This is a genomic window from Sphingomonas sp. Leaf34 (assembly GCF_001421805.1).
In the GTDB taxonomy this organism is placed as follows: domain Bacteria; phylum Pseudomonadota; class Alphaproteobacteria; order Sphingomonadales; family Sphingomonadaceae; genus Sphingomonas.
This window is the reverse complement of the sequence record NZ_LMLC01000002.1, coordinates 74,767-86,970: the sequence shown is the minus strand read 5'-3', so window position 1 is coordinate 86,970 and position 12,204 is coordinate 74,767. Positions and strand designations below refer to the sequence as shown.

At 63.1% G+C, this 12,204-nt stretch carries 12 protein-coding genes; 7 read left to right on the top strand and 5 right to left on the bottom strand.

Features of this window, described 5'->3' with window-relative positions; all coding sequences use genetic code 11:
• Positions 1-185: 185 nt before the first annotated feature.
• The 5 genes from ASF00_RS05850 (at position 186) to ASF00_RS05830 (ending at position 5,621) form a co-directional block, all read left to right on the top strand.
• Positions 186-1,535: a PAS domain-containing protein gene (locus ASF00_RS05850; protein WP_235525639.1), complete on the top strand. Its 1,350-nt coding sequence runs from the start codon at positions 186-188 to the stop codon at positions 1,533-1,535.
• A 91-nt stretch (positions 1,536-1,626) separates the two neighbouring features.
• Positions 1,627-1,977, top strand: a complete 351-nt coding sequence (locus ASF00_RS05845) for a response regulator (protein WP_055875701.1) — start codon at positions 1,627-1,629, stop codon at positions 1,975-1,977.
• A 422-nt stretch (positions 1,978-2,399) separates the two neighbouring features.
• On the top strand, positions 2,400-3,335 hold the full coding sequence (locus ASF00_RS05840) for a YihY/virulence factor BrkB family protein (RefSeq protein WP_082463245.1): 936 nt from the start codon (positions 2,400-2,402) through the stop codon (positions 3,333-3,335).
• Entirely contained in the window at positions 3,332-4,345 is a 1,014-nt protein-coding gene (locus ASF00_RS05835) for an AI-2E family transporter (protein WP_055875695.1), read from the top strand. Before ASF00_RS05840 ends, ASF00_RS05835 begins: the two co-directional genes overlap by 4 nt.
• A 31-nt stretch (positions 4,346-4,376) precedes the next feature.
• On the top strand, positions 4,377-5,621 hold the full coding sequence (locus tag ASF00_RS05830) for a DUF2254 domain-containing protein (protein ID WP_055875693.1): 1,245 nt from the start codon (positions 4,377-4,379) through the stop codon (positions 5,619-5,621).
• Here ASF00_RS05830 and ASF00_RS05825 read toward each other — a convergent pair.
• The 5 genes from ASF00_RS05825 to ASF00_RS05805 all read right to left on the bottom strand — a co-directional run bounded on the left by ASF00_RS05825 (position 5,597) and on the right by ASF00_RS05805 (position 10,612).
• Positions 5,597-6,451 (bottom strand): Brp/Blh family beta-carotene 15,15'-dioxygenase, encoded by an 855-nt coding sequence (locus tag ASF00_RS05825; RefSeq protein ID WP_055875690.1) that lies wholly within the window; start codon positions 6,449-6,451, stop codon positions 5,597-5,599. The two genes, ASF00_RS05830 and ASF00_RS05825, sit on opposite strands and share 25 nt — an antisense overlap.
• A complete protein-coding gene (locus tag ASF00_RS05820; protein ID WP_200910484.1) occupies positions 6,448-7,179 on the bottom strand; it encodes a bacteriorhodopsin in 732 nt (243 codons plus the stop codon). Before ASF00_RS05820 ends, ASF00_RS05825 begins: the two co-directional genes overlap by 4 nt.
• A 114-nt stretch (positions 7,180-7,293) precedes the next feature.
• The gene (locus ASF00_RS05815) at positions 7,294-8,640 is read right to left on the bottom strand and encodes a sensor histidine kinase (RefSeq protein WP_055875684.1); all 1,347 of its coding nucleotides are present in this window, start codon (positions 8,638-8,640) and stop codon (positions 7,294-7,296) included.
• Between the two features lie 2 nt (positions 8,641-8,642).
• A complete protein-coding gene (locus ASF00_RS05810; protein WP_055875680.1) occupies positions 8,643-9,320 on the bottom strand; it encodes a winged helix-turn-helix domain-containing protein in 678 nt (225 codons plus the stop codon).
• Positions 9,321-9,385: 65 nt separating this feature from the next.
• Positions 9,386-10,612 (bottom strand): trypsin-like peptidase domain-containing protein, encoded by a 1,227-nt coding sequence (locus ASF00_RS05805; RefSeq protein WP_055875677.1) that lies wholly within the window; start codon positions 10,610-10,612, stop codon positions 9,386-9,388.
• 341 nt (positions 10,613-10,953) lie between these two features.
• Here ASF00_RS05805 and ASF00_RS05800 point away from each other — a divergent pair, with 341 nt between their 5' ends.
• Together ASF00_RS05800 and ASF00_RS18290 are read left to right on the top strand one after the other, a co-directional pair.
• Positions 10,954-11,292: a hypothetical protein gene (locus ASF00_RS05800; protein WP_055875676.1), complete on the top strand. Its 339-nt coding sequence runs from the start codon at positions 10,954-10,956 to the stop codon at positions 11,290-11,292.
• Between the two features lie 60 nt (positions 11,293-11,352).
• Positions 11,353-11,892: a hypothetical protein gene (locus ASF00_RS18290; protein ID WP_156348198.1), complete on the top strand. Its 540-nt coding sequence runs from the start codon at positions 11,353-11,355 to the stop codon at positions 11,890-11,892.
• Positions 11,893-12,204 lie beyond the last annotated feature (312 nt).

The following is a 12,204-nucleotide window of genomic DNA, read 5'->3' as shown; positions in this document are numbered from 1 at the left end:
ATTATGTTGATCCACCAACGTCTTACCGCTAGGGCGTTCCTGCTTTGGACCGTCAGCCACTCCCATATTCGCCTGTTCGACCGCATGACGCCTCGGGTGTCGTACGGGAAGCCGTCGACGCATTTGCGTCGCGTCTCAACGAGCACGACCCCTTCGTCGCGGCGTTCGATCACTGCATTACGCCGATGGTCGTCAGCGATCCGACGCTACCGGATAACCCGCTGGTCTACGTCAATCGTGCGTTCGAGGCTCTGACGGGGTTCTCGGCGGCCGAGGTCGTTGGCCGGAACTGCCGTTTCATGCAAGGGCCGTTGACCGATCAGTCTGACGTCCACCGCATGAAGGATGCGATCGCGCGCCGTGAGCCGATCGATATCGACCTGCTCAATCACCGTCGTGATGGCACGCCGTTCTGGAACCGCCTCATGGTCGCTCCCGTGCATGATGCGACCGGCAGCCTACGCTATTTCGTGGCATCCCAGCTCGATGTCACGCTCGAGCGGCACGGGCTTTTGCAGTTGGAGCGCGATCGCGACACGCTGAGCGCCGAGCTTGCGGAGCGTGAAGTCGTTTTGGCCGAGCGAGAGGCGCGCCTGGCACTTGCGCTCGATGCTGGTGGATTGGGCACTTGGACGATCGACCTGCCGGAATGGCGGCTCAGCTATTCGCCAAGTTGTCTTGCAAATTTTGGAAGGCCGGCCGGAGAGATATTATCGCCGGAAGGCTTGCTGGCTTGCGTACACCCAGAGGATCGCGAACTCGTCAGATCTTCGCTGAAGAGGGTGATCGAGCAGGGCACGCGCTATAACGTCGAATACCGCATATTGACGCCTGAGGGTGAGCAGCGCTGGATCCATTCCCAAGGCGCGCTGCAGCGCCGCGCGGATGGCACACCGTTGGCGGTTTCAGGCTTTTCGAGCAATGTCTCGGCGCGCAAATTCGCCGAGGAACAACGGTCGGTCCTGGCACATGAACTGACGCACCGCGTGAAGAACACGCTAGCGACGGTCAGCGCCGTTGTAAGTCAGACGCTCCGCGATGCCGCGTCTCTTGATGAAGCGCGGGATGCCGTGTCGGGCCGCATCGCCAGCTTGGCGTCTGCGCACGAACTGCTGCTCAAGGACGAGATCGACGGCGCCGCGATCGGTGAGATCGTCGAACGCGTGCTGGCGCCGTTCATGGACAGCAACGGTCGACGGTTTTCCGCTGTCGGCCCGACGATACGGCTGACTCCGGAAGTGACGCTGGCCTTGTCGATGGCACTGCACGAGCTGGCGACGAATGCGATCAAATATGGTGCGCTCTCGGTACCGGAGGGTCAGGTGACCATATGCTGGGACCTAAACGGCACTGCAACCGAACGGCGGCTCACCTTCTTGTGGGCGGAGCAGGATGGTCCCACCGTTGCAATGCCGACACGTATTGGATTCGGCACGCGAATGATTGAGCGGGTCCTGTCACGGCACATCCGCGGCAAGGCGGAAATCCAATATCTGCCGGAAGGCGTTCGCTTCGCAATCGAAGCGCCGATCTAAGCTTTCGACCTTGTCCGACTTTTATTAATGCGGTGCCGGGCCCATTGCGTGACCACATCGGTTGAGAGGTCAGCTTATCGGGATCTGTCATATGTGCCATGTGCTCGTCATCGAGGATGATTTCCTCATCGCCGATCACATCATCCAGCTGATCGAACGGGCTGGCGGCACATCCTTCGATCAGGCTGCCTCGCAAGATGAGGCAATCGATGCCGCCAGATTGCGGCCTCCCTCGATCATCATGTCCGACGTCAATCTCGCAGCGGGTACCGGCCCCGCCGCGGTGGAGGCCATCATCCTGGAGCATGGGCCCCTGCCCGTGATCTTCGTGACCGGCACGCGCGAGGCATGCCACGTCCGTCGCCCATCGATGATGATTCTCGACAAACCGATCAACGAACAGGCTCTTGTCGCGGCGTTCCAAAGTCTGGCCCCCGCCTGAATCGGCGATCGCCGACGGTCAGCGAAGCAGTCGCGCCAACGGCCTCGCCGGTGAGACCGGGCACCTGGTCGAGTTGCCGGGGTGACTGAACCCGCCACGACGGCTAACTGCTTGTCTGGTAAAGAAGATCAACCATCGTGGCGGAGCTTGTCGCGCACGTCGCATGGCTTGTCGCAAACCGGGATGCCGGGTCTTTTGTGATAAATCCGGTCGATCCCACCAATGGGACCGTCAGGGTGGTGCAGACCTGACGCAGCAACCGGAACGATACGTTAAACATGACGGCAGCTGCGATAAGGTGGATACGCAATGCAGATTCATACCCCACCTCGAACGCTATGCCGGAGCAACGGGGAGCCGACCGTGACCGACTTATCCTGCCGATCCTTCACGGCTTGCCCATCTACCGGAAACACTGATCCATGATGGCTACGGACTTGAAGGGTCGCCAAGCTCTTCGTGCCGGTGTTCGCCTGCTGCGGTTCAAGATGTCTACCCGAGCGCTTGGTCTGGTCGGGCCGTGGGCTGTGTTATCGGCCCGAACCGTCCGCAGCGCGCTGCGTGACGATTTCGGCATCGCAGCGAGTTCGATTGCGTTTGCCGCCTTTCTCGCGATGATCCCGCTCGCCGGTGTCATTGCAGGCGTTTACGGCATGGTGGTTCCGCCGGCCGCGGTCGCCGACAATATGGACAGGATCGTCGCCATCCTGCCGGTCAGCGCGCAGCATTTGGTGGCCGCGAACCTGAACCGCGGGCTTGCCAGCGGTCGCGGCGGGATCGTCACGCTGATCGTGTCGCTTGGCATTGCGCTGTTCAGTGCGCGTCGTGCGGGACGGTCGCTGCTTCACGGCATCAACCTGGCGTATCGGATCGAACGCGAGCGGAGCGGACTGCGTCGCCACCTGGTGTCGACGCTCGTCGTGCTGGGCTGCGCCGCGCTGGTGCTCACCGCGCTTGTCTCACTGTCCGTCCTCGCCTTCCTGCAGAGCTATGTTCCCGATGGACTGCCGGGGGCCCGGCTGGCGTCGGCGATCACGCTGTTCGGATCGTTGACGCTCGGCGCCGGCGGCGGCCTGATCATGCTCTATCGCTATGCCCCGGCGTCGGAGGCGATCCCGTGGCGCAGCGCCCTGCCCGGCACGATCGCCGGCGTCGCCTTGTGGCTGGCCGCGACGATGATGTTTCGCGCCTATGTCGCGCGGTTCGCGCGCTTCGACGACACCTATGGCTCGCTGTCCGCGGTCGTGGTGCTGATGCTCTGGCTGATGGTGTCGGCCTGGGCCCTGCTGCTGGGTGCGCGGCTCAATGCCGAAGCCATGCGCCATGCCGGCGAACACATAAAGGAACGTGCCGAATGACCGACATCCCCGTGCAGGACCGCTATCGCAACCGCCTGCTCGGCATCATCACCGCGATCCTGCTGATCGCCGCACTGCGCATCGGCTTTGCGGTCATCATGCCGATCGCCTTTGCCGCGATCATCGTCGCCGCGCTCTGGCCGCTGAAACGCTGGCTGGCACGGTTCATGCCCTCCTGGATTGCCTACACGCTGACTCTCCTGTCGCTGGTCGTCATCCTGGGCGCATTCGCCGCGGCAGTGTACCTGTCGGTCGGTCAGGTGATCGGCGCGGTCGCGTCGCAATGGACGGGTCTCGAGCGCGGATACAACCACCTCGCCAGCTGGGCGGCGGAGCGCGGCGTGCCGATCGCCGGGACGATCAACCGGCAGCGGATCACGATGCTGGTCCAGATGCTGGCTAGCGGCGTCTACGCCTTCGTCACCTATGTCGGCTTCATCGGCATCGTCGTGATGCTCGGCCTGCCCGAAGTGCCCCGGCTGCGGCGCAAGCTGTACGAGATGTTCGAGGGTGGCGCCCGACGCGACATGCTCGAGGTCGGCGAGAAGATTTCCGGCCAGATCCGCCGCTATCTCGGCACCACGCTCGCGACCAGCATCCTGACCGGCGTCGCATCGTCCCTATGGTCGTGGATGACGGGGCTCGAGCTCGTGCTGGTGTGGGGTATCCTCAACTTCCTGCTCAACTTCGTCCCCGTCATCGGCAACATCGTCGGCATCGTCCCGCCCGTGCTCTTCGCGTTCATCCAGTTCGGCGGGTGGCAGATGCCCCTGCTGGTATTCGCAGGGTTCGTGGTTCTGCAGATGACGATCAGCAACGTCGTCTACCCGATCCTGCAGGGCAAGCAGCTGTCGCTGTCACCGCTGGCGATCATCGTCGCGATGACGTTCTGGAGCTGGGTATGGGGTATCGCCGGCGCGCTGATCGCAGTGCCGCTGACCGCGGCGATCGTCATGATCTGCGGCCAGTTCGATCGCAGCCGCTGGATCGCCAAGCTGTTGTCGGCATGATGAGTGGGGACAACCGCTCGAGGGACGCAGCATGAGGCAATGGTCATGGATCCTCAGACGGATCGTCCGGCAGATCTGGTTCCGCGCGGCGATCATCAGCCTGCTCAGCGTCGCGCTGGCGATCGTCGCCGGGCTCGTCACGCCGTATCTACCCTACACGTTCGATGCCGATATCGGGCAGCAATCGGTCGGTACGATCCTGCAGATCATGGCCTCCAGCATGCTGGCGGTCACGACCTTTTCCCTGACCGCGATGGTCAGCGCGTATTCCTCGGCGACGCAACTCGCGACACCGCGCGCGACCCAGCTGATGGTCAGCGACCCGACCTCGCAGAACGCGCGCTCGACCTTCCTCGGCGCGTTCGTCTTCTCGATGGTGGGTATCGTCGGGCTGAACACCAGCGCCTACGGCCATGACGGCCGGATCATCCTGTTCGCAGCGACGGCGTTCATCATCCTCCTGGTGGTCGGCACGTTGTTGCGCTGGATCGGGCATATCACCGCTTTCGGACGAATGGCCGACGTGATCGACCGCGTCGAGGAGGCCGCGACCGAGGCAATGCAGGATTTCGCCGCGCGTCCGTATCTGGGCGGGCGGGCTCCTGTCGCGATCCCGGCCGACGCCGTGGCGCTGAACGCGCCGCAGACCGGCTACATCACCCATATCGACGTCGTCGCGCTCGGCACCCTTGCCGAGCGCCACGGCCTGACGGTCTATGTCGACGCCCTTCCCGGCGCGATGATGCACCCTGCGCGGACGCTCCTACAGGTCAAGGGGGAGGCGAACGACGCCGTGCTTATCGCGCTGGGCAAGACCTTCACGATCGAGCGACATCGCTCGTTCGATCAGGACCCGCGACTGGGCTTGATCGCATTGTCCGAGATCGCGAGCCGTGCGCTGGCCCCGGCGACCAACGATCCGGGTACGGGGATCGAGGTCCTCAACGCCTTGCTCCGTGTGTTCCTGACGCTCCGACCAGGCGCAGTCAGTGTCGATGACGAAGGCAAACCCCATCCGGTTCACATTGGCAGACCGACGATGGACGATATGCTGACCGACGCGTTCGGGCCGATCCTGCGCGAAGGCGTTCAGGAGATCGAAGTATCGCTCCGACTGACCGCCACGCTGGCGGCGCTGCACGCGAACCTGCCTGACGCACAAGTCGCGATCGAACGCTGGGCGCACCGCCACGCAAAGCGGGTGACGACCACCATCAGCGATCCTGACGACCTGACGGCATTCGATACCGCCTACAGAAAGCTCTGGCATGCTTGAGGCTGGGGCATGATGCCTGCTCGCCGGGCGGCCGCTTCGAAATACGGCGTCACCAGCAGATGCGGCATCGCCAGTGCCGCGATGCCGGCAAACAGCGAACGGACACCGGAGGGGTCCCATCGCAGCAGCAGACCGCCCACGATCCCCACCAGCATCACGGCCGCAATCAGGACTGGCGCGATGGCACGGAGATACGCGGTGATAGTGACGCATTGCAGGCGGTCACGACGCTCTTCCGTCTGTGGCACCGCGTGCAGCACCAGGAACCCGACCGAAAACCCGATGAGCGGGGGTAGAACCAGAAGTGCCGTCGTTCCAGCCAGGAGACGTCGATCGTGACGCGCCACGCCGATGATCGCGAGGCATCCGGCGGCTATGCCACCAGCAACAGCCAAACTGCCGACCATAGTCGGCAAACTGGATTCTGGAACGCCGGCAAAGCCGAGAATGCGGGAGAGGCTTGTCACATGCAGCACCGCAGGCGTGGCCACGAGGCTTATACCGCGGGCCATCCTTTCAAACGACCGGCTGGCCGGGGCATCCTCGAGGCCGAAATGGACTGCGGATGCCAGCAGGAATGCGGGGAGTGCGATCGCGGGATCGACGATCCACCACCAGAGACAGACCAGTAGCGCAGAGACGTACAGTGCCAGGAAGGCCGGGCGCCGACGATACGCGACGATTTCGAGATCGCTGGCGCCGTGCACCATGCCGACAACGCCGACACAGAAAGACGCGAACGCAAGCTGTACGGTGAGCGCGCAGAACGAGACGATCAGGGCCGCCCCTGAAAGGAAGCCCCAGCCTAGGGCCGGGGCGTATCGTGTCATGCCCGGTAGCCGCGTTCGCTGGCATGCTGCGTCAACGCCTTGTCGAGGTTGGCCGCCGCGTAGAACGCGTAGACGACCTTGGCGACGACATCCATGATCAGGAACGCCCAAACCGAAGCGGGATCGGTGATCAGCTTCAGACCTTCCGGCCCGATCAGGAAGACGATCGGATAGAGGAACCAGATGACGGTCAGGAACATGAGGGTCTTGGCGTACGCGGTGCCCAACGCGGCGCCGCGGCTGAGCGCCTGTGACCGCAATGGCCCCCAGAGCAGATACAGGACACCGAGAAACGCGACGCAGGACCATCCGTACCAGATCCATTTCGCCGCCGACTGGGCGGCCAGCGACGATATCAGGCCCGTGACGATCATCAGGATATCGAGGACGATGACCGATGTCAGATATCCGCCGACTTCACCCGTCTTTGCGTCCTCGTGAAACGCCAGCAGCACCAGCCCGGACAACAATATAGGCGTCGTCACCGACCAGTCGACATAGCGTGCCAGATAGGTCGCCGAGCCGTCGCCGTTGATCAGCGTGCCGATCCCGAAGGCCATTGCGAGATAAGCGGTTGCCGCGATGAACGGTACGCTGGCATGCAGGAGCGTATGATGACCCGACGGCTGCGTCTTCTTGCCCGTCGCATATAGTGCCAGCGATGCGACTGACATCACGCTGAAGCCAATCAGAAAAGCGGTTTGATCCACGTGGCATCCCCCTATCATGAGGACGACCCGACGCCGACCTTAAACCCCTAACATCGCTCGGATGTTTTGGGTCCTGGCTCGCAATAAGTTCATAAATCTGTCATGTTTGGCCGCGTCACGGCGGACTGAGGCTTACGCTTTCGGGAAGTGTACCGCCGCACGAAGCCCTGGCGCATTGTCGCTCAGCGTCAGCGAAGCGCCATGAACGCGGGCGGCGACCCGCGCGATGCTGAGACCAAGGCCGCTGCCTTCGGAATGACGGCTGGTGTCGAGCCGGACGAACCGCGTCATGGCATGCTCGCGCTGGTCGACGGGTATACCCGGTCCCGTATCCGCCACCACGAGCGTGACCCCATCGAGCCCGCGCGCAAGCGTTACCCGGATCGCGCCGCCGGGCGGCGTGTACTTGATCGCATTGTCGAGCAGATTGGCGACGATCTGCCCCAACAGCGAACGCACGCCGCCTACCGTCACCGGCGTGGTTTCGATCGTAAGCTTCAGACCATGATCGTCTGCCAGGGGTTCGAACAATTCCACGGCCTCGATCACGATCGCCGCCAGATCGACCGGAACGAACTCGCTGGCCATCGTCGTCTCCGCGCGGGCCAGTCGTAGCGTATCGTCGATCGTCCGGAGCAGCGCATCGAGATCGCCGCGCATATCCGATGTCACATCGTTTCGCTCCCCGCCAAGGGCCGCAAGCTCGAGCCGGGACCGGATCCGCGTCAGCGGCGTCTTCAGATCGTGAGCAAGCGCATCGGTCGCGGTTCGCAGCGAATCCACCAGGCGTTCGATCTCCGCGAAACTGTGGTTCAGCGTCGCTGCCAGTCGGTCATATTCATCACCGCGCCCCGTCACGGGCAGGCGCTCGTCCAGATGCCCGGCCCGAAAACGATCGCCCGCGGTGCTCGCGGCATCGAGAAAGGCGAGCCCGCGCCGGCTATACCAGAAGCCGAAGAGCAGGCCGATCACGCCGGTCGCCGTCAGCGACCAGGCCAGTGCGGAGATATAGCGGTCGCGCAGCAGGCGGCGATCGTCCGAAAGGCTGCCGACGAGCAGGCGATAGTCGTTGCCGAGAAGCACCGCACGCGCGGCGACCTGTCGCTCGATCACCGTGCCCCGCGTCGTCCCCACCTGCGTATCGAACGTACGATACCCGGTACGGTCGATCTCGCCGGGCCATTTTGCCAGGTTTCCCGCGACCGGCTGTCCCGAACCGTCGGTCATGAGATAGATGAAGTCCGTAACGCGCGGGCGCCCGACCGCACGCGACACAGCCTGTGCCACGGCAAATGGCCCCTCGCTTTGATAGCGCTCGATAAGCCCTGCCGTCTCGTCGTCGACCGCCGCCTGTGCGCGCGCGTCGAGCAGACGTACCGTCTGGACATATTGCACGCTCAGGGCGATCCCGGTCGCGATCAGCGCAATCAGCGTGATCCAGAGGGCGCCGCGCAGCGCGGCTGTCGACGGCCAGCGCATCGTCAGACAGCGTCCAGCCGATAGCCCGAGCCGCGGACGGTTCTTATCATCGGAACGTCCTGCGGGCCGTCGATCTTGGCGCGCAGGCGGCTGACATGGACGTCGACGACGTTCGTCCCCGGATCGAAATTATAATCCCAGATCGCCTCGATCAGCATCGTGCGTGTCACCACCTGCCCGGCATGGCGGGTCAGATAGTCGAGCAGCTGATACTCCTTGTTGAGCAGGTCGATACGCCTGCCGTTGCGTGTGGCCGTGCGGCCGAGCAGGTCGAGCGTCAACGAGCCTGTCTGGCGGGTACCTTGCATCGGGTCGGTGTCGCTGTGTCGACGGACTATCGCCTCCAGCCGTGCAACGAGTTCGCCAAACGAGAAGGGCTTGGCCAGATAATCGTCGCTACCGGCCTGAAGCCCCGCGATCCTGTCGTCCACCTGCCCCAGCGCCGATAGAAGCAGTACCGGCGTCCGATCGCCTTTTGCACGCAATGCCTTCAGCACCGACAGTCCATCGAGCTCGGGCAGGTTCCGGTCAAGAATGATCGCGTCATATCGGCCGACGATTGCGGCGGTGAGGCCATCGATGCCGGTACCCGCATGATCGGACACGTGGCCAAGCTCCACCAGCCCGCGGCGGACATAGTCTGCGGTCTGTGCGTCGTCTTCGATCAGGAGCAGCTTCAAGATCGGATCGTCCCATTCGATGTGTCAGGGAGCGGACGCGTGTACCGCCCCCCGGTTCCATGGCCTCAGGACTGGCCTGTCGCTTCGCCTGCGATGCGCAGGTTCAGGGAAACCTGGCGGCCGTCACGCAGCACCTGTGTCGGAACGATCGAACCGATCCTGGCCTCCGCTACGGCGCGGGCAAGGTCGCGCCCGTTATCGACCGGCCTGGATCCGAAGCGCCGAACGACGTCGCCGCGTTGCAGCCCGGACAGCGCCGCTGTTCCGCCCTCTTCGACCTCGGCGATCAACGCGCCCTGGGTGGCGTTCGAACCCATCGCGCTGGCGATCTCCGGTGTCAGGTCCTGCAACGAGACGCCGATCCTGCCACGCGACACATGGCCGGTTTGCGCAATCTGCAGCGCGACCTTCCGCGCCATGGCAGCAGGTATCGCAAAGCCGATCCCAACATTGCCGCCGGTCGGCGAGAAGATCGCGGTGTTTACGCCGACGACCCGGCCCGCGCTGTCGAACAGCGGGCCACCCGAGTTGCCGCTGTTGATCGCAGCATCGACCTGCAGGAAATCGTCGTACGGCCCCGCCCCGATCTCGCGGCCGCGGGCGGAAACGATGCCGGACGTAACGGTATTGCCAAGGCCGAACGGACTGCCAACGGCAAACACACTGTCCCCGACGCGGATATGGTCGCTGTCGCCCCATTTGATCGGGGTGAACTTACCCTGCCCGTCGATCTTGACCACGGCGACATCGATCTTGGGGTCACGACCCAGCACGCGACCGGAGAATTCGCGACCGTCCGACATCTGGACGGTAACGCGGTCGGCACCGTTGACGACATGGTTATTCGTGATGACGATCCCGGAGGCATCGACGATGAACCCCGAGCCAAGCGATCCCCGCTGCGGGCCCCGCTGCGGACCTTGCTGTTGCGGCGCCTCGAGTTGCCCACCGCGATCCTGCATGCCGAATCCGAACAGCTGACCCAGTCGATCGGCCAGTTCGCTGTCATCCGATCCGAACTGCGTCGGCTCGAATTGCTGCTCCTGCGCAGACGCGGAGTTGACCTGTATCTGGACGACGCTTGGTCCAACGGCTTCGACCATGTCCGATAGCGAGGCATGCACCCCTGTCGACGCAACGGCAGCGGGCCCGGGTGCCGTGAACCGCTCGGCGATGCTGGTGCGACCGTCATCCGCGGCGATCGCCCCGCCTGCGACACCGACAAGGGCCGTGGTTCCCAGCGCGACGGCAGCGATCAGCGGGCGTACGGTCAGTCGACGGTTGCGTATCACGGTCTTTGTCCTTGTCCTGTTAGCATATGCTCCCTTTTGGAGCCGGACGATGAGCGCCGCCTGTTGCGAACATTACATCGCTGTAATCTTCCGGGGCCGCCGGCTTGCCCGTTGCCACACCGCCGCCCTTGCGCTCAGGCGCCGCGTGCTCGGTATCGACCGACCACATCAGGCGAAGGCGGCCGCCCGCACGCCGGGGTGCCGCCCAAAAGCCGAAACGATCGTTGGATCGCGCGACAGGGGGTGTTGCGTGGGACAACCCGCAAGGCTGCATCGAGCGAGGAACGCATGCCGGCGGTGCCGCTACCTACCAGACCCGGTTCAGCGTGCGCGGATACGGCATGCGAACCGATCGCGATCGGGGCGGCAAGGTTCGTTCGATGGGCCTCGATGGTAAGGCAAGATGCCAGACGGGCGGTGCCGACAGGACGGATATCGGGTTCGAACCGGTGTCGCTGCAAAAGGCGATCGTAACCACCTATCTCAGCATCAACGGCGTCTTCTTTCCCGATCGCTTCCCGGCCACCTTCAGATTTGTCCGGACACCAGCAGACGGCGGGCGGCAGTTCGATATCGTCGAAATCACGCCAGAAGGCGGCCGCCCGGCTTTAAATCCGGTTTCGGGCATGCCGTGGTCTGATGGAAGGCAGATGTCCGTCCGAAATTTGGAACGGCGGTGACGTCTCTGCGAATGCCCACTACACGCTTCATGGTAAGCTGCAATATTCGAGGAAAGCGGAATGCGTCATCGGGCTTTGTCGACAGCGATCGGCGCTGCCATCCTGACCTCTGGCTCGGCGAGCTTAGCGCAGGGTGTACTTTCAGGCATCTACGTTCTCGACCGTGGACAGAGCGACAACGTCTCCAAAGCAATCACGAGCGGTATTGCCGACGTTCCTATCGCTACGCGCGGGCTTGCCGGCGCCAGACTGCGCAAGTCCAACACGCCTTCGGACGGATTTAGGGTCTATAGTTCGCCAGATCGATTCTCGATTAAGGACGATGACAAACCAACGATCGTCGTTTCGACACGTGGCGAGCCGATTAGGTGGAAGCTTTTGGATGGTCAGGTTTTCAATGTATCGGCAAAAGCGAACGGCGAAACTGTTTCTCTAACGTACCGGGCGGCCAGGAATGAGCCGACCGCCGTCTGGGCCGATAGCGAACGGACCACCGTGTACCACAGCATCGGTCGAGAGTTGGTGGCAGAGACGACCATAACTGGTCCCCAGCTATCCAAACCCATTCATTACAGGCTGGTATATAGCCCGGTCAGATAACGCTATTCTAATCGATTGCGTATCTATGATATCAGCTTTCCGATCCACGAGGTATTCGAAACTGCCACGTAATCGTAACCGCCGCAGCGGGTTTCACGACGATAGCGTTTTGGCTTGGGACGACATGTAGCCTTGTTTCTGCGTTGCGCGGACCGATGAATTCTCCGCGAATTGGCTTCGATGCAAATCGTCCCTTATCGGCTTCAGAAATCCAGTGTCTCATAGTCTTGGGGGCGCGAACGCGTATTTCGTCGGCCGGGCTACGGTCTGCGCAAGTCGCATCTTGCTGATGGATTTTCTTGAGATCGAATG

Bases quoted from the DNA above. Each gene is read 5' to 3' on its own strand.
- ASF00_RS05815 (WP_055875684.1), bottom strand. From the start codon at position 8,640: ATGCGCTGGCCGTCGACAGCCGCGCTGCGCGGCGCCCTCTGGATCACG.
- ASF00_RS05840 (WP_082463245.1), top strand. From the start codon at position 2,400: ATGATGGCTACGGACTTGAAGGGTCGCCAAGCTCTTCGTGCCGGTGTT.
- ASF00_RS05800 (WP_055875676.1), top strand. From the start codon at position 10,954: ATGCGAACCGATCGCGATCGGGGCGGCAAGGTTCGTTCGATGGGCCTC.
- ASF00_RS05820 (WP_200910484.1), bottom strand. From the start codon at position 7,179: ATGATAGGGGGATGCCACGTGGATCAAACCGCTTTTCTGATTGGCTTC.
- ASF00_RS05850 (WP_235525639.1), top strand. From the start codon at position 186: ATGGTCGTCAGCGATCCGACGCTACCGGATAACCCGCTGGTCTACGTC.
- ASF00_RS05825 (WP_055875690.1), bottom strand. From the start codon at position 6,451: ATGACACGATACGCCCCGGCCCTAGGCTGGGGCTTCCTTTCAGGGGCG.
- ASF00_RS05835 (WP_055875695.1), top strand. From the start codon at position 3,332: ATGACCGACATCCCCGTGCAGGACCGCTATCGCAACCGCCTGCTCGGC.
- ASF00_RS05830 (WP_055875693.1), top strand. From the start codon at position 4,377: ATGAGGCAATGGTCATGGATCCTCAGACGGATCGTCCGGCAGATCTGG.
- ASF00_RS05845 (WP_055875701.1), top strand. From the start codon at position 1,627: ATGTGCCATGTGCTCGTCATCGAGGATGATTTCCTCATCGCCGATCAC.
- ASF00_RS18290 (WP_156348198.1), top strand. From the start codon at position 11,353: ATGCGTCATCGGGCTTTGTCGACAGCGATCGGCGCTGCCATCCTGACC.